At 55.6% G+C, this 19,689-nt stretch carries 17 protein-coding genes and 1 other annotated feature; of the genes, 16 read left to right on the forward strand and 1 reads right to left on the reverse strand.

Annotated features, from left to right (window positions below; genetic code table 11):
* Positions 1-183: 183 nt before the first annotated feature.
* Both GCU45_RS28635 and GCU45_RS28640 read left to right on the forward strand, forming a co-directional pair.
* Entirely contained in the window at positions 184-1,194 is a 1,011-nt protein-coding gene (locus GCU45_RS28635) for an acrylyl-CoA reductase family protein (RefSeq protein ID WP_152402317.1), read from the forward strand.
* Positions 1,195-1,293: 99 nt separating this feature from the next.
* A complete protein-coding gene (locus GCU45_RS28640; protein ID WP_105443586.1) occupies positions 1,294-1,803 on the forward strand; it encodes a hypothetical protein in 510 nt (169 codons plus the stop codon).
* A gap of 72 nt (positions 1,804-1,875) precedes the next feature.
* Here GCU45_RS28640 and GCU45_RS28645 read toward each other — a convergent pair whose 3' ends face one another.
* A complete protein-coding gene (locus tag GCU45_RS28645; protein WP_105443585.1) occupies positions 1,876-2,397 on the reverse strand; it encodes a MogA/MoaB family molybdenum cofactor biosynthesis protein in 522 nt (173 codons plus the stop codon).
* Between the two features lie 212 nt (positions 2,398-2,609).
* Between GCU45_RS28645 and GCU45_RS28650 the strand changes: the two genes are divergently transcribed.
* From GCU45_RS28650 to GCU45_RS28715, 14 genes are all read left to right on the forward strand, one after another.
* Positions 2,610-3,719, forward strand: a complete 1,110-nt coding sequence (locus tag GCU45_RS28650) for a CobW family GTP-binding protein (protein ID WP_152402318.1) — start codon at positions 2,610-2,612, stop codon at positions 3,717-3,719.
* A gap of 77 nt (positions 3,720-3,796) precedes the next feature.
* Positions 3,797-4,135 carry a four-helix bundle copper-binding protein gene (locus GCU45_RS28655; RefSeq protein WP_076169531.1) on the forward strand — a complete coding sequence of 113 codons (339 nt, stop codon included), beginning with the start codon at positions 3,797-3,799 and terminating at the stop codon, positions 4,133-4,135.
* Between the two features lie 167 nt (positions 4,136-4,302).
* The gene (locus GCU45_RS28660; protein ID WP_152402320.1) at positions 4,303-6,216 is read left to right on the forward strand and encodes an OPT family oligopeptide transporter; all 1,914 of its coding nucleotides are present in this window, start codon (positions 4,303-4,305) and stop codon (positions 6,214-6,216) included.
* A 4-nt stretch (positions 6,217-6,220) separates the two neighbouring features.
* A complete protein-coding gene (locus GCU45_RS28665) occupies positions 6,221-6,619 on the forward strand; it encodes a PqqD family protein (protein ID WP_152402322.1) in 399 nt (132 codons plus the stop codon).
* A gap of 95 nt (positions 6,620-6,714) precedes the next feature.
* Positions 6,715-6,964 (forward strand) — a binding site (T-box leader).
* Between the two features lie 60 nt (positions 6,965-7,024).
* Entirely contained in the window at positions 7,025-8,725 is a 1,701-nt protein-coding gene (argS, locus tag GCU45_RS28670; protein WP_152402324.1) for an arginine--tRNA ligase, read from the forward strand.
* Positions 8,726-8,753: 28 nt separating this feature from the next.
* Positions 8,754-9,707 (forward strand): ABC transporter ATP-binding protein, encoded by a 954-nt coding sequence (locus GCU45_RS28675; protein ID WP_152402326.1) that lies wholly within the window; start codon positions 8,754-8,756, stop codon positions 9,705-9,707.
* A complete protein-coding gene (locus tag GCU45_RS28680) occupies positions 9,704-10,414 on the forward strand; it encodes a hypothetical protein (RefSeq protein WP_152402327.1) in 711 nt (236 codons plus the stop codon). The genes GCU45_RS28675 and GCU45_RS28680 overlap by 4 nt, the downstream gene beginning before the upstream one ends.
* Before the next feature lie 162 nt (positions 10,415-10,576).
* Complete coding sequence (locus GCU45_RS28685; RefSeq protein WP_105443582.1) at positions 10,577-11,059, forward strand: hypothetical protein; 483 nt, start codon at positions 10,577-10,579, stop codon at positions 11,057-11,059.
* A gap of 88 nt (positions 11,060-11,147) precedes the next feature.
* Positions 11,148-12,104, forward strand: coding sequence for a protease complex subunit PrcB family protein (locus GCU45_RS28690; RefSeq protein ID WP_152402329.1), 957 nt, complete (start codon positions 11,148-11,150; stop codon positions 12,102-12,104).
* A gap of 259 nt (positions 12,105-12,363) precedes the next feature.
* Positions 12,364-13,254 (forward strand): ABC transporter permease, encoded by an 891-nt coding sequence (locus GCU45_RS28695; RefSeq protein WP_244169236.1) that lies wholly within the window; start codon positions 12,364-12,366, stop codon positions 13,252-13,254.
* 70 nt (positions 13,255-13,324) lie between these two features.
* Positions 13,325-14,191 (forward strand): carbohydrate ABC transporter permease, encoded by an 867-nt coding sequence (locus GCU45_RS28700; RefSeq protein WP_152403389.1) that lies wholly within the window; start codon positions 13,325-13,327, stop codon positions 14,189-14,191.
* 61 nt (positions 14,192-14,252) lie between these two features.
* Complete coding sequence (locus tag GCU45_RS28705) at positions 14,253-15,929, forward strand: extracellular solute-binding protein (protein WP_152402331.1); 1,677 nt, start codon at positions 14,253-14,255, stop codon at positions 15,927-15,929.
* A 204-nt stretch (positions 15,930-16,133) separates the two neighbouring features.
* Positions 16,134-17,699 (forward strand): response regulator, encoded by a 1,566-nt coding sequence (locus tag GCU45_RS28710; RefSeq protein WP_152402333.1) that lies wholly within the window; start codon positions 16,134-16,136, stop codon positions 17,697-17,699.
* Positions 17,699-19,561: a sensor histidine kinase gene (locus GCU45_RS28715; RefSeq protein ID WP_244364313.1), complete on the forward strand. Its 1,863-nt coding sequence runs from the start codon at positions 17,699-17,701 to the stop codon at positions 19,559-19,561. Before GCU45_RS28710 ends, GCU45_RS28715 begins: the two co-directional genes overlap by 1 nt.
* Positions 19,562-19,689 lie beyond the last annotated feature (128 nt).

Raw genomic sequence — 19,689 nt, forward strand, 5'->3', positions numbered from 1 at the left:
TGGTTCGACAGTTGTCGATCGCACGGTAGGTTGATGACTGGCTTGAATATGCCTTACTCCCAACATTTCATGCCATGAACTATTTGGCACTGGGAGGACAGGGCATCGGGTTGTGTCCTTGTATTTTGAAAGGGGCTCTGCTGAGAGGTATAATATGGACAATCTTAAGGAGGGACGACGCATATGGAAAAGTTTCAGGCTTTTATGGTCCGTAAAGACGAGAATGGCGGATTCCAGAGCGGGATCGAAACACTGACTGAGGGTCAGCTGCCGCCGGGTGATGTAACAATCCGCGTTCATTATTCGGGAGTGAATTACAAGGACGGATTGGCAAGCTTGCCTGATGGGAAGGTCGTCTCCAGGTATCCGATGGTGCCGGGCATTGACCTGGCTGGCGAAGTCACGCATTCGGAGCACCCGGCGTTTAAGCTCGGGGACCACGTGCTGTGCACGGGGTACGGTGTAGGGACCGACCACTTTGGAGGATTCAGCGAATACGCCCGCCTTAAAGGTGATTGGCTGGTACACCTTCCGGAGGGACTCAGCATGCGTGAGGTTATGGGAATCGGGACGGCCGGGTTTACCGCCGCCTTGTCAGTGGACGCGTTGATCCGAAGCGGCCTCACGCCGGACAGCGGGGAGGTGCTGGTGACCGGAGCGACGGGCGGTGTCGGCAGCTTTGCCGTCAGCATATTGTCCCGGCTCGGATATCAAGTGACTGCCAGTACAGGCAAGCTGGAAGCCCAGAAGGAATGGCTTACCGGGCTCGGAGCGAGCGCCGTGGTCGGGAGGGAAGAGATTTCCGCCCCGGTTCAAGGCGTGCTGTCCAAGAGCCGCTGGGCAGGCGTGGTCGACCCTGTCGGGGGTCCACAGCTGGGGACGCTGCTGAAAAGCGTTAAATACGGCGGCGGCATCGCCCTTTCCGGATTGACCGGAGGAACGGCGTTCGACAGTACGGTTCATCCTTTTATCCTGCGCGGCATCAACCTGTTCGGGATCGATTCCGTCTTCTGTCCGATGGAAACCCGGAGCCGGGTCTGGAAGCTGCTCGGATCGGCGTGGAAGCCAGAGACGGCATTGTCCCAAGGATTAACCGAATGCGGATTGCGCGATCTTCCGGACGTCCTGGAGGCTATTCTGCGCGGAAAAGCTGTGGGGCGGACGCTGCTCCGCTTGGAATCTTTGTCCGAGTGAACCGCGCTGCATAAACCGTATGCTTTGATGGCATTCTAACCCTATATCAGCTTAGTGCCTCTACAATCGGCAACAGGAATCTGGAAGGGATGAACCATCATGAAGAAACGGGTAGCGGGAGTTCTGGCCGGTGTGCTGGTTACAGCCGCCATGGCCGGATGCGATTCGCATGAAGTCGTCAAAAAAGAAACGAAACTATATAATATGCAGTCTTATTCGGAGGGAAACCTTCGGGCGCAATCCCAAGGCAAAGGGCTGAACGGCAAGTTTCTGAAGGAGATGCAGATTCAGTTCGGGCATGAAGGGGTCCCTCTGACCCATGAGATGTATGCGGAGGACGGAAGAGGCAATATCAGTTATATGTACATGATCGCCGGCAATCCGTTGCAGTATATTACGCTGCATGTCTTTTCAAACGAAGCGGAGCGGGTCGAGCGGATTCATAACTGGTACGGTGATCAAAAATTGATCGATACGCCGCGGTCCCGGACGGTCATCTATAACTATTCCACCGCTTCGCTGATTTACACGTCTTCCGGCAAAGAGAAGGGCAAATACGACCCGGAAGTGAAAAAGGTGTTTAATTCCTTGATCGAACGGATGAAGTAATTCAGGGAAAAAACGAAATGCCGGCTCATCCGCGATGAGTTCGGCATTTTTGTGTTTGCGTTCACCCGCAGACTATTCCTTCTTGTAAATTTCCCTCATGACATGCCGGAGCTCCGGCACGATGATCTTTTCCAATGCCAGCTTGACGGCCCCTCTGGACCCAGGCATGGAAAAAACAGCGGTCTTGCCGACCGTACCGGCGATGGCCCGGCTCAGAATCGCTGCCGCTCCGATATCCTCCGTATAGCTCAGGTACCGGAAAATTTCTCCAAAGCCGGGCATTTCCTTGTCCAGCAGGGAAGAGACCGCCTCGTACGTCGTGTCTCTCGGCGAAATGCCGGTTCCCCCGGTGAGCAGCAGAGCCTCGACATCCGGCCGCGCTGACGCTGCGTGCACCAGCTCGCGGATTCCCTCGTAATCGTCCGCCACGATGGTATAATCGGCAATCCGGTAGCCCGCTTCCTCCAGCAGGGAGATCATCAGCTGTCCGCCGGTATCGGTTTCTTTGGTACGGGTATCCGAGACGGTCACGACCATGCAGGACACGGTGGCGGGTGCCTGGCTTCGATGCTCGTCCACTGACTTCATGTTCATACGATATCAACTCCTACGATCTTTTCTGGCTATTTCATTAGGATAGTCTTTTCCAGAATGCCTTGCAAGTTGAAGGTGACAACGGCAGTGACTGAGCAGTGGAAAGCTGCAGAGGGCGGCAGGTGAGGGGAAACGGAGTGGCTTGCGGCAGTGATGGGTGCTGTAGTACACTGTGCTAGTCATGCAAGGAAGGATAACGGAGGAGATATCATATGAGCCAAACGACGCCAATTTACATACTGTCCGGATTTCTCGGTAGCGGAAAAACGACATTACTGCAGCAGCTGATAGACCATTGGCAGGGCGAGGGATTGCTGCCGGCCGTCATCATGAACGAGGTCGGTGACGTGAACCTCGACGGGCTGCAGGTGCAGGAGCAGGTCCCGATGACGGAAATGCTGAGCGGCTGCATCTGCTGCTCGATCCGTGGGGACTTGAGCGGGGAAATCGCCGGTCTGATCCAGCGCGAGGCACCGAATATCATCGTGGTCGAAGCGACGGGCATCGCCAATCCGATGGAAATTTTGGAGGGGGTGTCCGAGGCAGCCCTCTATTTGCCGATCGACCTGAGGGGCATTATGACGGTCGTGGACTCTGCTCATTTGCTGGAGCTTTATAACGTTCAGAAGGGCAAAACCTACCGGCTCATGCAGGAACAGATCCGCTGTGCATCGGCATTGATCCTGAACAAAATGGACAGGGTCAAAGAAGAGGAGAAAGACCTGCTGCAGAGCATTGTTGAACGGTGGAACGGATACGCTGGGGTGTGGAAGGCGGTCCGGTGCCGGGTGGACATCCCGGCGCTGCTTGATGCTCTGGGAGGAGTCAAGGCAGACTGGACTCGCGCGGCGGACAATGAGAGCAAGCAGGCTTCGGAAGAGCTTGTACTGCAAAATGGCCGGGAGCAGAACACGGAACCGCATGGTGAATCGGCTTCGGATCATGGCGGGGAATCGCAACCTTTGCACCACCCGCATCATGGCCATAAATCGCATAACCATAAATCACATGCCCATGAATCGCATGATCATGTTATGGTTTACACCCATTATTTTAAAGGTCCCGTTGAGAGCATGGCCTTTGAACGGATGATCGCCAATCTTCCGCGGGACGTGTACCGGGCCAAAGGTGTGCTGACCTTCAGCGATACGGCCAGCCGCTTCCTATTCCAATATGCCTTCCGGGAGTCCGATTTTATGAAAATCACCCCGCAGGGAAATGTTCCGGATGTTGCGGTCTTCATCGGCGAGCACTTTTCGCGGAGTGAGCTCGAACAGGCTCTGCTCAGCCTCGAACAAGGCGGGCTGCGGGAAACAGACTGAATTTTCCTGGTTATAACGCCTCCCAAACGGTTAATAGATGTGCAGAGCAATAAATCACGGGAGGTAGATCGATCATGATGAATCAGGAACAACAGTACAAGGATTGTATCGAAGCCTGTTTGCAGTGCATGAATGCCTGTAATGTGTGTTATGTGTCCAGTCTGAAGGAGTATGAGCTCGCCATGCTGCGTGAATGCATCCGTCTGGACCGGGAATGCGCGGATATTTGCGATTTGGCGGCGCAGTCGATGCTTCGCCACAGCCCGTTTGTGACGCAAATCTGCGAGCTGTGCATCACGGCCTGCGAAGCGTGCGCCGAAGAATGCAGTAAGCACGAGCACGATCACTGCCAAGCATGCGCCGAGGCCTGCCGCCGCTGCGCCGAGGCCTGCCGGCAAATGCTCGTCGCGGCATGACCGATCATTATACAGCATTGAACGACTGCCTGATTGCCGGGGGATGACCCGGCGGTCAGGCTTTTTTCGTTTCAGGGTTACACATCCTCCTATGCGATTGTTTTTCCATGGATCCGGGTAACATATGGATGGTTACTACAACCTGTATCGGTAGAAGGGAGAACAACATGGACAAGCAAAAGACCACGGAATCTTCAAGTTTCATCCCCTACATACCTGCATCCAGAACACTGCCGGAACTTACGGTGCTGGCCGTCATCTTGGGCATCATCCTGGCGGTTGTATTTGCGGCTGCCAACGCCTACCTGGGACTTAAAATCGGGCTGACGGTCAGCGCATCCATTCCAGCCGCCGTCATATCGCTCGGTGTCCTGCGAGGATTGTTTAAACGAAAATCGATTCTGGAAAACAATATCGTGCAAACAATGACGACAGCGGGCGAGGCGGTGGCAGCCGGGGCGATCTTTACCCTGCCCGCCCTGTACATGTGGAATCAAGTCCCGGGCATCGGAACCGTCAGCTTCATCGTGCTCGTCGGGGGATTTTTGGGCGTCGCGATGATGATCCCACTGCGCCGGCTGCTGATCGTCAACGAGCATCAGACGCTGCCTTACCCGGAAGGCACCGCCTGTGCCGAGGTGCTCATATCGGGAGAAACCGGCGGCAAGAGCGCAAAAATGGTGCTGTACGGATTTATCGCCGGCGGCCTGGTGAAAGCGCTGGGTGATGGCTTCAAGTGGTTCAAGACCGAGATCGAAACCGGCATTTACCGGTTTAAAAACGCGGTCATCGGCATGGATACATACCCTGCGCTGCTTGGCGTAGGCTACATTATCGGTCCGGCGATTTCGGGGCAGATGCTTGCCGGCGGGATCATGGCCTGGCTCGTGATGATTCCGATGATCGGCTTTTTCGGCGGAGGCGCACAGGCTGTGCTGCCACCGGCCGATGCACCGATCCCGCAGCTGGACGCATGGGGCATCTGGGAAGGCTACATCCGTTACATTGGCGCAGGCGCAGTGGCGGCAGGGGGATTGATTACGCTGGTCAAAACCCTGCCCATGCTGTTCAGTTCGCTGGCGGCGACTTTGTCCGGCTTGAGCAAACGAGACGAGCAGAAGGTTACGCTTGACCGCACCCAGTTTGATATTCCCGGCTTTTGGGTGACGATCATGATTGCGCTTCTCGTCATTATCATCGCGTTTGCCCCGCTGACCGACGTGGGGATCATTGGCGCGATCGCCATCGCCATTTTCGGCTTTTTGTTCGTAACGGTCGCTTCCCGGATTGTTGGCCTGGTGGGGAGCTCCTCTTCACCCGTGTCCGGCATGACGATTGCGACGCTGCTCATCGTAACGTTCATTTTTAAAATGACCGGGTTATCAGGTATGGGCGGAATGATCGCCGCACTGACGGTTGGAGCGATCGTCTGCGTCGCGTTGGCTGTGGCCGGGGACATTTCCCAGGATTTGAAAACAGGTTACCTGGTGGGCGGGACGCCTTGGAAGCAGCAGGTGGCCATGATGATCGGGGTACTCGTATCCGGTCTGGTGATCGGCTTCATTCTGTCCGTACTGAACGAAAGCTACGGACTCGGATCCGAGCAGCTCCCAGCGCCGAAGGCCGTATTGATGCGGCTGATCGTGGAGGGGATCATGTCGAACAATTTGCCGTGGGAGCTGATTTTTATCGGTGCGGCTTCGGCGGTTGTGTTCGAGTTCTTGGGACTCAACTCGCTGACCGTAGCGGTCGGCATCTACCTGCCGATTCATGTCAGCACCCCGATCATGGTCGGCGGTATCGTTCGCTGGTTTGTGGATTGGCGATCGCGGAAGGATGCCGGATTGCTCAAAGCCAGGGTGGAAACGGGGACGCTGCTGGCTTCGGGCCTGATCGCCGGCGAATCGCTGATCGGGGTGATCATTGCGATCCTGATCTGGCTCGGCGTTCCGATTCCGGGAGACGTCCTGGTCTCCAGCAATGTGCTTCCACTGGTCGTTTTCCTGCTTGTCGTCGTGATGCTGGCCTGGATCTCTCTCCGGCAAAAGAAAGAGTCCGTTGTGACGAAGCGGGAGGTGTAGCAACATGCGGGGCTACCGGAAAAAGCGGAAGGACGCCGGGGGAATACCGATCAACTTGCTGGACTTGGTTCCGGTGCTGCATTCGAAGGTGAAGTGGGAAAAGACCGAAGGGATCGTGACGTTGTCCGTGCCGCGGGAGGGATGGCTGGCCCGCCAGTCGGTCAAATGGCTGAAACAGCCGGCGGTCGTCCAAATCCGGCTGGATGCGCTGGGCAGTGAAGTGGCCGCCTGCTGCGACGGTTCCCACTCGGTAGCGGATATCGCAGGCAAGCTCCATGGCCGGTTCGGCGAGCAGGCGGAGCCGCTGCTGCCAAGGCTGGCCAAGTTTATCGGGCTGCTGGAAATGAACGATTTGGCCGTATGCCGTCCCGGTGATTCCTGCCAACGGGCACAGGATGCATAAGAGGTAACATAAGAGGTAACATGAACAGGCAATCCTGCGGCAGGAAATTGGGGTGTTGCATTCTTTGCTGTCCCCCGTGTATACTATTGGAAAATTGAACGTCATGGAACGGGAGAGTAGTGAAGCGTCAGGGCATCAAGCGAGCCGGGGATGGTGGAAGCCGGTATGTCGCGATTCATGAAGCGCACCTGGGAGACGGCCTTTTGAACTAAAACCGCAAGATGGGTGCGGCGTAGAGAGGTCCGGTTAGCTGCCGTTACAGGCTTCAAGGGAAACGGATGCCGTGCTGGCGCATGGGCCGTTTACTTAGAGTGGTACCGCGGGAATTCAGCTCTCGTCTCTATATTAGAGACGGGGGCTTTTTTGATTTTTGATAGTCGTTACGATATGGAAAGGATGATTGTTATGTTACAGGAATGGATCGCGTCGGCGCTCGAGCCGCACGTGCCGTGGACGAAGCAGCAAATGGAGGACCTGCTGGAAATCCCGCCGCAGCCGCAGATGGGGGATGTCGCTTTCCCATGCTTTACGCTGGCCAAAACGTTTAAAAAATCGCCTGCGGACATCGCCAAAGAGATGGCTGCCCAATTTGACGGGCGAAACGGAATACAGGCGGAGGCCGCCGGCCCTTATGTCAACTTCAGGCTCGACCGGAAGCGCTATGAGCAGCAAATCATGGACGAGTTGACGGCGTCGGATCATAGACCGAACCTGGGAAAAGGAGAAAAAGTGCTCATCGACATGTCCTCGCCGAACATCGCGAAGCCGATGGGCATCGGGCATCTGCGCTCCACCATGATCGGCGCCGCCCTGTACAACATGTACAAATTGGCGGGGTACGACGTGGCCAGCATCAACCATCTGGGAGACTGGGGTACGCAGTTCGGCAAGCAAATCGCCGCATACAAACGCTGGGGGAACGATGAAGCCATTGCGGCCAATCCGATCAAGGAATCGCTGAAGCTCTACGTTCAGTTTCATGAGGAAGCACCCCATGATGAGACGCTGGAGCCGGAGGCCAGGGACTGGTTCCGGAAACTGGAATCCGGGGATGAGGAAGCTTACCGGCTCTGGAAATATTTCGTGGACGTCAGCTTGGAGGAGTTTCAGCGGATGTACGACCGTCTTGGTGTCAGCTTCGACTATACGCTCGGGGAAAGCTTCTACAACGACAAGATGGGAGCCGTCGTGGATCAGCTGCGCGACCAGCATCTGCTCGAAGAGAGCGAGGGCGCGCTGGTCGTGCGCCTGGATGAGGAGGGGATGCCGCCTTGCCTGATCATCAAAACGGACGGAACGACCATCTACCCGACGCGTGACCTGGCAACCGCCATTTACCGGCACGATGTCTTGAAAGGCGACAAGCTGCTGTATGTCGTGGGCGGCGAGCAGAGGCTGCACTTTCAGCAGGTGTTTGCCGTGCTGCGCCGTATGGGAGCAGACTGGGTGGATCAATGCGAGCACGTGCCGTTTGGCCTGATGCGCTTTGAAGGAAAGAAAATGTCGACCCGCCGCGGCAAGATCGTCTATCTTGAGGAAGTGCTGGATGAGGCGGTTGCCCGGGCATTGCAAATCATCGAAGAGAAAAACAGTAGCCTCGAACATAAGGAGGCGGTCGCGGAAGCGGTCGGCATCGGGGCGATTATTTTCGGGGACTTGAAAAACAACCGCCAGAACGAAGTGGATTTTTCCCTGGAGGAAGCGCTGAATTTCGATGGGGAGACAGGGCCGTACCTTCAGTACACGTATGCGCGTACCCAAAGCGTGCTGTCCAAAGGACGCGCGGCCGGGGAACCGGAGAGTGGAACGGCCGGGTCTGCCCAAGCGGTTAACGGCCAGCTCGGAGATTCCGGATGGGAGCTGCTGAAGCTGCTGACCCGCTTCCCGGATCAGCTGAAGCGCGGAATCCAGAACAACGAGCCGTCGGTAATGGCGCGGTATGCGCTGGATGTAGCTCAAGCGTTCAACCATTTTTACAACAAGGAACGGATTGTCACCGAGGACAGCAGCCTGAGGGAAGCGAGACTGAAGCTGACGGAGTTGACGGGCGCTTCATTAGCGAGAACGATGCATCTGCTCGGATTAAAAACGCCGCAGCGGATGTGACGCCATTTGTTGAACGGGGGAGAGTTGGTTGGCTGTACAGGAGCAAGGAAGCGGCCGGCGGAACACGCCGGCGGAGATCATCCTCCGGCTGGAGGATGTCAGCAAACGCTACGACCGCCGGGTAGTGATTGAGCATATGACGCTCGAGATCGCCAAAGGGGAGTGCACGGCGCTGGTCGGGAAAAACGGCTCGGGCAAAAGCACACTGCTGCGCTTGCTGGCCGGATTATCCCGTCCTACCGAGGGAAGACGGCGGGTGGAGGACATCCGAAGCCCCACGATTGGACTTGTCGCCGAGAAGTTTCCGGCGCTGCCGTTTACGCCGGGCGAGTATTTGATTAGCATGGGCATTACGCGAGGGATGGACAAGCGGACCGTCCAGTCGGAAATATCCGAATGGCTCAAGAGACTGGGTATGGATTCGTACAGGGATGTTCGAATGAGCCATTTTTCGAAAGGCATGCTGCAGAAGATCAATCTGGTTCAGGCGGTGATGGGGAAACCCAGGCTTCTGCTGCTGGATGAGCCTTTGTCCGGGATCGACACCCCCTCGCAGAAAGAGGTGTTCCGCCTGCTGATGGACATCAAGGGGATGGGGACCGCGATGGTCATGTCCGTCCATGAGCCGGAGCTGATCAACCAAATGGCCGATCGCATCGTACTGCTTGAGAACGGAAAGATCGTGAAGGAGGAACGCGGGTTCCGTATAGAAACGGTCCGGTATGCGACTATTGTTTTCAATGGAGATCCGCTGCGCGTCCGCCAGTCTTTAGAGGGGATCGGCGATAGGGAAGTGGCTTGGGTAAAAGAGGGGGCGGAATCCGAGATTCATGTAAGAACGAACATAAGCGATCATGTGCTGCAGCGGATCCTTAACGGCGGGGGTCATATCGTATCCGTTTCGCAGCACGAACCCTCCGAAGTGGATCTAGGCGAGCTGCTCAAGACTGCGGCGGCTGCCTTAAAAGGAGGAACGCAATGATTCGTCTCGCTTCTTTTTTACTTGCCAGCTACATTCGGTCTTACCGATACTTTGCTCCTGTGGGGAGCATGCTGATTGCGATGATGCTTTTGTACTCCTATAAGCCGAACCCGGTGATGGACAGCTATGCGGTCACTTCTGCATTTCTGTTCGTCGGCGGGGCATGGTTGTCGTTCAGCTTCCTGAATCATGCGGGCGCCGTATTGGAACAGCTCAGCGTGATTCACGCAGGGAGCATGCGGAAATATGCCGCAAGCCAAATGCTGGCTCTGCTCGCCGTCATCGTCTTTTTAAGCGCCTTTTTCCTGCTGTATCCTGTGGTGATGAACATGTTCGCCGCAACGGTCAGCGCACGGCAGTGGCTTATCGCTTCTTCCGGGCATTTGGCATTGGGCATGCTGGGCGCAGGCGTCAGCTATTTCTTTCAAGCCGCTTACATCCGCAATATCAGCCGCGCGACGGCGATTCTGCTAATCATCGTCATTTTATCGATTGGGGCGAGGCAGTTTGCGGCCAAGCTGCCCGAAGGGTTATCCTGGATCCGCTGGGCCTTCCCCCCGGTGGCTGAAATGATCGACACCCTGATGCGGAGTGATACCGCTCTTCTTACAGGCGTATGGGGAGTAATCGGGTATACGTACCTGTATGCTTTTGCTCTGGCCGCAGCCTATTGGATATTCTCCGCATACCGTGATGCCAGAACATAGGCTGATACATTGGGCTTTTCTCAGAACATTGAAACTGTTGATTTCCTTCTACCCCCGGGTTGTGATTGGACCGTAAGCACGGTAACATGGAGATAGGTCTGTCCGATCAGGAATATTTACATAAGAGGTTGAACCTCGGCAGCAGGAGTCAGGAGGAAAAGCATGAAATCAGTCGGTCTACAAGGTATCGAGCAGCAATCGAAGGAACTGTTCGCGTATTTCGGCTTGGCCGTATACTATTCGCAGGCATTGGAGCAGCAGCTGACCAATCTGCTGATGCTGATGAAGCTGTCGAAGGGGGAGGTTCCCTCCGAAGAGGAACTGACCGAGCTGTACCGCCGCAAGCTCAGCAGTTCCCTGGGCCAGCTCGTCAACGAAATCCGGCATCACTTTCCTTTTACGGAAGAAGAGACGCTTCTATTAAAAGAGGTATGGAAGCAGCGGAATTATATCGTTCACGATTATTTCAAGGAACGGATCAAGGAGACGTTCACGCCGGACGGTCGCGCACGGATGATCCGCGAGCTGACCGCTTTTCGGGATCAAGCCCAGGAGCTCGAGCAGAAGCTGCAGGGGTATACGAATGAATTATACGTCAAGCTGGGGCTGGAGAATGATCAGCCGGGAGTTTCCAATCCGCACTGACTGTTCATAAAATAGGCATTCCGGCCTACAGGCATATTGAAACATTTGCGGGAGGTTCCCCGTCTGAGAGGCTGAGGAGGTGATTTGGATGAAAATCACAAAGAAATGGGCTGCGTTCATGGTGGCGGCAGGCTGTCTGGTGTCGGCGTCTTCCGCGTATGCGTTCTCGGATCTGCCGAATAAGCAGCAGGAGGGTATCGCCGAAGCGCTGCAAACGCAAGGGGTCATTCACGGGATTTCCGCGGACCGGTTCGGTCCGGCCGAGCCGTTGACGACAGCCCAAAGCGTGCAGATGCTGGTGAAAGCGATGAAGCTTCAGCCGGATGCAGGTGCAGCGAACGCCGGGACGCTGGCGGTTCCATCCACAGCCTGGTATGCTCAAGCAGCCGAAACGGCGCTGGATCACGGGCTTGTGGCATCGACCATCGGCAGCTGGAACGACAAGGTCACGAAGGAAGAGTTCGCGCAGATGCTCTACAAAGCCGTTACCGCTACCGGTGACTACCCGCTGATCAAAATGTATGTCACGGTCCAGGATGAGAACGACATGGCTTCTGGATCGCGGGAAGCCGTCCAGTTTCTGCTCCTTACCCACATAGCCGAACTAGATGCGCAGCAGAAATTCCATCCAAGGGACAACATCACCCGGATGGAGGCGGCGGAGATGGTCTATCACGCCATGAATTTCGTTGCTTCGCATCAGCAGGTAAATCAGCCGGAGAACGATGACCAGGTCGCTGTCAGTGTCGAGAAGGTGAACGACCAGGTGAACCGGATCGTCCTTACCAAAGAGGACATGCCGAATCCAGGATACGGCCTCAAGATCGACCGGATCGAATTCGTCTCGGAAGGGAAGGCGGTCGCCTATTACTCCGTCACGAAACCCGCCCCCGGCATGATGTATCCGCAGGTCATTTCCACGGCCAAGGCTTCCTTTTACATGGACAGCAAAATTCAGGTCAGCGTCAAGCAAACCGGCGGCGGCCTCGGTACGGGCATTTCCCTGAAGGGATCGCTCGAAGAGATGCCTTCCGTGACCCAATAAACAATGAATCGTATCGTCCGCACATCGCGGTGATACTGGATCCCCCTGCTTTCCGGATACCGGAGACAGGGGGATTTTTTTGCGGCTGGATCAAGAATAGGAATATTCCGGTTAAAAGTATCATTTTTCGTTGACGAGGCAAATAGTATCGCGGCACCCTTCCCGTTTACAATGTTGGCAAGGGGGGAAGAGGATGTCGCAGCTTGCGAACAGCGTGCCCATCACCGAGAGGAGGAAAAAGCGGGGATTGGCTTACCGGATGCTCAGGCAGTGGGATATTCAGCTGATGGTCATACCGGCGCTCATTTTGATTTTTATTTTTTCATACATACCGATGTACGGCGTACTGATGGCTTTTCAGGACTATAACATTTTTAACGGGTTTTGGAACAGTCCGTGGGTGGGATTCAAGCATTTCAGCATGTTTTTTCACGCACCCGAGTTCTGGACGATTCTGCGCAATACGATCATCATCAGCCTGCTGAAGTTTGGTATCGGGTTTCCCGCGCCGATCATTCTGGCCCTGATGCTGAACGAAGTCAGGCAAATGTTCTTTAAAAGGGTCGTTCAGACGATCAGCTACCTGCCGCACTTTCTGTCCTGGGTGATCGTTGCCGGGTTTGCCATGTCGATCCTGTCCACGGATAACGGCAGCCTGAACATCCTGCTGCAGAAGCTGCATTTGATTAAGGAGCCGATCGGCTTTTTGGGGCGGGCGGAGTATTTCTGGGGCATTATCGTCTCGACCAGCGTTTGGAAGGAGATCGGATTCAATTCGATCGTGTATCTGGCGGCGATCGCAGGGATCAACCCCAGCCTGTATGAGGCAGCATCCATCGACGGAGCGGGAAGGGTCAAGCAGGTGTTTATGATCACGATCCCTTCCATTATGCCGGTGGTCGTTATCTTTATGATCCTGGCGATTGGTAATCTGCTGAGCGCCGGCTTTGAAGACATTCTCCTGCTCGGGGCAAATCCGGTGCTGCGGGATGTGGCCAGCGTCATCGATACCTATGTGTACCGGGTGGGCATCACCAACCAGCGCTACTCGTACGCCACGGCGGTTGGCTTGTTCAAGGCTGTGATCAGCGTCGGCCTGCTGACCTTTGCCAACTACTTTGCCCGCAGGTCGGGAAACAGCTTGTGGTAAGCGCGGGAGACACCGCAGGAAACAGGGAGGCTGCAGTATAGTGAAATATACAAGTACCGGTGACCGGATCATGATGGTCTTCATTTATTTGCTGCTTATTTTACTGGGATTCAGCACATTCTACCCGTTCTGGAACGGACTCGTCATTTCGCTGAACAACGGCATGGACACGGCACTCGGCGGGATCACGTTCTGGCCGCGGGTATGGTCGCTGGAAAATTACCGGGTCGTCTTTCAGGATGACCGGATTGCCAACGCGTTTTTGATCAGCGTGCTCCGGACGGTCGTCGGCACCATTCTGTCGGTGCTGTGCACCGCCATCTTCGCCTACGGCATGACGAAGAAGGAGCTGATCGGCCGCAAGTTTTACATGCTGGTGTGCGTCGTGACGATGTATTTCGGCGGCGGGCTCATTCCGACTTTTCTCGTCGTCCGCGGTCTGGGCTTGATGAATTCGTTCTGGGTGTTTATCATCCCGGGTCTGATCAGCGTATGGAACATGATCATCTTCCGGACGTTTTTCATGGGGCTTCCCGGAGGCCTGGAGGAATCGGCCAAAATCGACGGCTGCGGCAACTGGGCCACTTTTTTCCGGATCATCCTGCCGCTGTCGGGACCAGTCATCGCCACGCTCGGGCTGTTTACCGCGGTCGCTCATTGGAATGAGTGGTTTCTGCCCAGCATTTACATCACCAACGAGAAGCTGCTGCCGATCCAATCCATGCTTCAGCAGATACTGAGCACGAATATTATGACCGAGCAGATGTCCAAGCTGGACTCGGCTGCCCAGAGCAGGCTCGAAACGATGAAAAGCGTGACGACCAAGTCGCTTTCAATGGCGACGATGATGGTGGCGACGCTGCCGATTATCGCCGTGTACCCGTTTGTACAGAAGTATTTCGTGAAGGGCGTCATGGTGGGATCGTTGAAGGAGTAGGGTTTGGAGCGATTGCTGCTTTGAACATAAATTTGACAATAGGGAAAAGGGGTTATCACGCATGAAAAGTTGGAGAAGATCGCTGCTCGTGGCCTTGGTGTTCCTGTGCACGACAGCCACGGCGCTGGCGGGCTGTTCAGGCGGTGGAGAGAAAACGACCGACGGAGCCGCACCGAAGGCAGAGAGTAAATCCGAAACGAAAGAAGGAAGCGGCAGCGCCTCGGAGCCCTTCCAGCTCGGAAGCGCGCCAGTCGACTTTACGTTCTACGGCCACTATGACTGGTATACGATGCCGACCTGGGGCGGGGACGTTGCGAGCAAATGGATTCAGGATAGCAAAAAGGTCAATGTCACGGCCATCAACTCCGGCGGCAATGCGGCCCAAAAGCTCAACACGATGATCGCGTCCAAAGAGCTGCCTGACGTGATCTGGATGGAGCGCGGCGCCGATGTGGAGCGGCTGCGTGCGGCAGGCATGCTGGTGCCTTATGACGACTATCTGGACAAATATCCGAATTTGAAAAAATGGGCCGGTGACTCGACGCTCAACATGCTCCGCTCAAGTGACGGCAAGCTGTACCAATTCCCGAACTGGTATACCTCGCAGCCTGCGGGCAATGCCGGATACCTGATGAACAGCAAGGTGTACAAAGAGCTTGGCTCGCCAAAGTTGGAGACAACTGACGATCTGTATAACTACCTGAAGAGCGTGAAGGCCAAGTATCCGAACATGGTGCCGTTCGAGCCGGATTTGGCCAAGGACGGGCAGGGGCTTGATATTCTGTACGGGGCGTTCGGGGAAGACCATCCGCCGGTGTATTTGAAAGAGAGAGCCGTGCCGGTCGACAATAAGCTGACGTCCATTTTCCAGGATCCAGTCTACCGCGAGTCCATGCAGTTTGCCTCCAAGCTGTTCCGCGAAAAGCTGATGGCCCAGGATGCATTAACCCAAACGAAAGACCAGATTCTTGAAAAAGCGTACAACGGCCGTTTTGCCATCGCAGCCGGAGCAAGCCCGACGGAATACGGCAGCAAAGGCGACGTGGAGCTCAAGAAAAAGGACCCGACTTCCGGTTACGAAATGATCTGGCCTGTGCATAAGGAAGGGCTGGACAAAAACAAGATTTGGACGGGAACCTACAATCAGCTGGGCTGGAACGTGGCCGTCATTACGAAGTCCGCCAAGGATCCGGAGAAGATCTTTGCGTTCCTTGACTGGCTGACCGGAGAAGAAGGAAGCCGGGTCATCATGTGGGGACCTGAAGGAACGCTGTGGCAGGGAACGGATGAAGAAGGATATCCGGTCTTTACCGACACATACACTAACGACATCCAAAAGCGCAGCGATATTATGGATGCGACGGTGAATCTCCAGTGGAACGGCAATACCGTCTATATCGACAAGTCGAAGATGAAATTCGAGAAGACGCTTCCGCCGGAAAAACAAAATTGGGAGAGCCGCTACCAATCCGAAATTACGTGGAAAACGCAGTATAACGCCACCGCCTTCGTCAACCTGAGCCCACTGCCGGATACCGAAGAAGGTATCATTCAGCAGAGCGTGGACGAAATCTTCTCCGAATCCCGCGCCAAAGCGCTGTACGCGAAGAGCGACGACGAGGTGCTGGCGATTCTGGACCAGGCTCAGAAGGACGCATTGGCGGTCGGATACGACAAACTGCTCGAATACAAGACGCAGAAATGGCAGGAGAACCTGAAAAAAATCGGCGGTCAATAATCTAAATCTAGCATGTTCTAGTATAATGATACTAATTCTTCTAATCGCGAGGATGCCGTCCCGACCCGGGGCGGCTGCTCGCTTCTCCAGCGTCCGGGGCGTATTCAGGGTAGTTGGCATGATCGCGTGGGACGGATGAAGGGATGTTTGTCTGAAGCCGGGATCTGACCATAGTATTCATTTTAATGATCAGGAGATGAGTTCATGTACAAAGTGTTGATCGTGGATGACGAGATTCTTGATCTGGAGGGTATGCGCTCTTTTATTCCTTGGGCAGAACTGGGGCTGGAAGTGACAGGCGCGGTGAACAATGGGTTTGACGCCTTGGCACTGCTGGAACGCCAGCCGGTCGATATTTTAGTAACAGACGTACATATGCCTAGCATGACAGGCCTGGAGCTGGCCAGAAAGGCACGGGAGTTCGCGGGCCGGCTTCGGGTTATTTTCGTGAGTGGTTACCAGGATTTTCACTATGTTAAAGAGGCGATTGCCCTGAACGCGTTCAGCTACGTGCTGAAGCCGATGGACGATAAGGAGCTGACCGATGCGCTGCGCACCGTCGTGCAGCAGCTTGATCAGGAGAAACGGCGGCAGCAGAACGAACAGGCTTACCGGGAAATCGCCAAAAATGACTATCTATTGAAGCTTCTCGAAGGCGCGGAAGCCGAAGAGGCTGCCGGGGTGCTGCAGGAAAGCTACGGGTTTGACCGTTTAGGATGGCCGGTGCGTGCGGCCGCCGTCGAGCTGGACGACCTCAGCTGGAAGCTCGACCCGATGCCGGAACACCGCCAGCAGGAATGGTTCAACCGATTTTACGATTCGCTGGTTCCGCTGCTCACCGAGGCCCGGATCCGGCATGTGTGCAAAACTTCGCGACGGCGGATTTTCGTGCTGATCGAAGACGGGGTGGACTTACAAGCGCTGTCGGCTCTGGCGGATCGGATTCAAGAGCTGCATCCCTTCTCCGTCACGGTCGGTGTAGGAGAAGAAGCGGTAAATCTGACCGGGTTGCGCCGTTCTTACGGTGAGGCCCTGGAGGCGCTGTCGTGCAAGCTGATCGCTGGCAAGGGCCGGGTCATCCGCCATGGGGAACTGAAATGGGACGATGCCCTCGAGCAGCCTTCCCAAACCGCTCTGCCGCTCGAGCCCCTGTATACCGCTGTAGTGAACTTCGATCTCGTCACGGTCAGCGACGAAATCGACCGGCTGTTCGCCGCTGCGGCCGGGATGAGATCGAAGCTGAAAATCCAATATTTCGTCATGCACATCCTGCTTGGGCTCGAGCATCACCTCCGGGCGATCAACGAGAGCCTTGCGAACGCCTTCCAAGAGGAAACGGGAGGCAGTCCGGATGTGATGCTGCAGCTCGAGACGATCGACGATATCCGTTCCTGGCTGCGAAAACGGCTCTTTGCCGCCGCAGAGGTTATTCAGCGCCGTAAGCAGAAGAAAAGCTCGAAGCTCGTTGACGAAATGATCCGGTACGTGAAAGAGCAGCTGCACGAAAATGTGACGCTGAAGGAAGTCGCCGACCACCTATGCTTTTCCCCAAACTATTTGGGAACGCTCTTCAAGGAAGTGATGGGCACGAATTTCAGCGAATACGTCATTCACCTGCGGATGGAGAAAGCGGGCGAGCTCCTCAGGGATCCCAGAGTGAAGGTCTACGAAGTGGCCGACCGGGTCGGGTACCGGTATATGCCCTATTTCAGCCGGCAATTTAAAGAGGTGTTCGGCATGACGCCGGGCCAGTTCAGGAGAAACGTATAATGAGGCGCGCGGCAATGAGGCCGCCAGGCGGGAAGCTGTTCCTGCCCTTTGGCGTCAAACTGTTTATCTCCTATTTGGTGCTGATCATCGTGCCGATTTTTATGTTCGGTTATATCGCCAATACAATCCTCGTCAACTCCTACCGCGAGCAAATGAACACGAATTTGACCGGGACGCTGAAGCAGATCCGCGACAACATCGCCTATAAAATGGAGGACACGCAACGGCTGTCGGACTTGCTGTACTTTGACGAAAGCATGCCCTTGGAGCTGATGCGATACGAGGAGGGCTGGGTCAGCTACCAGACTACAAAAAAGCTTCTGATTCCAAAGTTCCGCCAAGTCACGGATTCGAGCAACCTGCGGATCTGGATGAGCATTTATTTAAAAAACGAAACGCTGCCCGAAATCTATAACGCCGACCCGCAGGGGACGGACCCTTTGACCAGGGGGAATCATTGGGATTTGTACCATTTGAACCGGATCCAGAACAAACCGTGGTACGCTGACTTTCCTCCGGAGGAATACGGCAAAACCGTCGTGTGGAGGCAGGTGGAGGACGACGGCATGTTCGGGAGGATCTCGCTGCTGCGGCGGCTGGTCGATACCCGCGATCCAATGAAGCTGGAGACGATCGGGTTTATCCGGATCAGCGTTTATTTGTCCGAAATTTTCCGGAGCGTCGATGCGGGCAAAATCGGCAGCGGCAGCATGCTGTCGATCAGCGGGGAGGGAGGCCGGCGAATGTACGCTTCCGGCGAAAGCGGTCTGCTGCTGGCTTCCGAACCCGGGAGCAAGGTGGAGATCGATCCGGGCCGTTATACGATGCTGGAGGAAACGCTGCCGGAGCTCGGCTGGAACTTGGCGGCCTACGTACCGAACAGCGTGGTAGAGCAGGACACGCGCAAGGTGAACCTGCTTACGCTGATCATTTGTCTGCTCAGCGTAGGCCTGATCTCGATCGTCGCCTACGGGGTGTCCCGCTTCTTTTCCAGAAGGGTGTCCAAGGTCGTATCGGTGCTGCAGCGTTTTCAGCAGGGGGATTTTCACAAGCGGATCCATTACCGGGGGAACGACGAATTTACGATCATCGCCGGCTCGCTGAACAAGCTGGGCGAGCAGACGGAGCATTTGATCCAGGAAGTGTACGTCACGAATTTAAAGAAAAAGGAAGCAGAGCTTGAGACGCTGCAGGCCCAGATCAACCCGCACTTCCTGTACAATACGCTCTCATCGATCAGCCGGCTGGCCAAGTTCGGGCAAGTGGATAAGCAGCACCAGATGGTCATGAACCTGGCGAAGTTTTACCGGCTGTCGCTGAATGAAGGGCAGACCGTCATTTCGATTTATCATGAAATCGAGCAGGCGCAGGCATATATCGATATCCAGCAGGTCAAGTACGGTGAGCGGATGGAGGTTCATTTTGACATCGACCCGCAGATCGTCAAGTTTATGACGGTGAAGCTGATTCTTCAGCCGTTCATCGAGAACGCGCTGCAGCATGCCTGGCGCGGGGACCGGATTTATATCCGGGTTGTCGGGCGGATGGACGCCGGGACCGACTCGATCGTTTTCCAGATCATCGACGACGGCAGCGGGATGACTCGGGAGCGGGTGGAGGAGCTGTCCGGCTCGGGCTCGGGTGCGGGCACGGCCGGGCCAGGCACCTCGCAGCAGCGCAAAGGTTACGGCATCCGGAACGTAAACGACCGAATCAAGCTGTATTTCGGGAGCGATTACGGCGTCTCCCTGTACAGCCGGCCGGGGATCGGAACCTGCGTGTCGATCCGGATTCCGGTGCAGCCGCGCAGCCGGGGCGAACAACGGCAGAACGGTCATGACCATATCGGGAGGACCGGATGAGGTGGAGAGAAACGGGAGATGCAGCTGAGGAAACCGCTGTAACAGTATTGCATAGCAGCCGTAAGCCGTACGTGGATGATGGCGGAGCCGGATCAGCGCAGCGCCGAAACGATCGAGCAGGGGGACGG

This window comes from Paenibacillus cellulositrophicus, assembly GCF_009363095.1.
Lineage (GTDB): Bacteria > Bacillota > Bacilli > Paenibacillales > Paenibacillaceae > Paenibacillus_AQ > Paenibacillus_AQ favisporus.

Coding starts and splice junctions, on each gene's coding strand:
- GCU45_RS28635 (WP_152402317.1), top strand. CDS start 184: ATGGAAAAGTTTCAGGCTTTTATGGTCCGTAAAGACGAGAATGGCGGA.
- GCU45_RS28640 (WP_105443586.1), top strand. CDS start 1,294: ATGAAGAAACGGGTAGCGGGAGTTCTGGCCGGTGTGCTGGTTACAGCC.
- GCU45_RS28645 (WP_105443585.1), bottom strand. CDS start 2,397: ATGAACATGAAGTCAGTGGACGAGCATCGAAGCCAGGCACCCGCCACC.
- GCU45_RS28650 (WP_152402318.1), top strand. CDS start 2,610: ATGAGCCAAACGACGCCAATTTACATACTGTCCGGATTTCTCGGTAGC.
- GCU45_RS28655 (WP_076169531.1), top strand. CDS start 3,797: ATGAATCAGGAACAACAGTACAAGGATTGTATCGAAGCCTGTTTGCAG.
- GCU45_RS28660 (WP_152402320.1), top strand. CDS start 4,303: ATGGACAAGCAAAAGACCACGGAATCTTCAAGTTTCATCCCCTACATA.
- GCU45_RS28665 (WP_152402322.1), top strand. CDS start 6,221: ATGCGGGGCTACCGGAAAAAGCGGAAGGACGCCGGGGGAATACCGATC.
- argS (WP_152402324.1), top strand. CDS start 7,025: ATGTTACAGGAATGGATCGCGTCGGCGCTCGAGCCGCACGTGCCGTGG.
- GCU45_RS28680 (WP_152402327.1), top strand. CDS start 9,704: ATGATTCGTCTCGCTTCTTTTTTACTTGCCAGCTACATTCGGTCTTAC.
- GCU45_RS28685 (WP_105443582.1), top strand. CDS start 10,577: ATGAAATCAGTCGGTCTACAAGGTATCGAGCAGCAATCGAAGGAACTG.
- GCU45_RS28690 (WP_152402329.1), top strand. CDS start 11,148: ATGAAAATCACAAAGAAATGGGCTGCGTTCATGGTGGCGGCAGGCTGT.
- GCU45_RS28695 (WP_244169236.1), top strand. CDS start 12,364: ATGCTCAGGCAGTGGGATATTCAGCTGATGGTCATACCGGCGCTCATT.
- GCU45_RS28700 (WP_152403389.1), top strand. CDS start 13,325: ATGATGGTCTTCATTTATTTGCTGCTTATTTTACTGGGATTCAGCACA.
- GCU45_RS28705 (WP_152402331.1), top strand. CDS start 14,253: ATGAAAAGTTGGAGAAGATCGCTGCTCGTGGCCTTGGTGTTCCTGTGC.
- GCU45_RS28710 (WP_152402333.1), top strand. CDS start 16,134: ATGTACAAAGTGTTGATCGTGGATGACGAGATTCTTGATCTGGAGGGT.
- GCU45_RS28715 (WP_244364313.1), top strand. CDS start 17,699: ATGAGGCGCGCGGCAATGAGGCCGCCAGGCGGGAAGCTGTTCCTGCCC.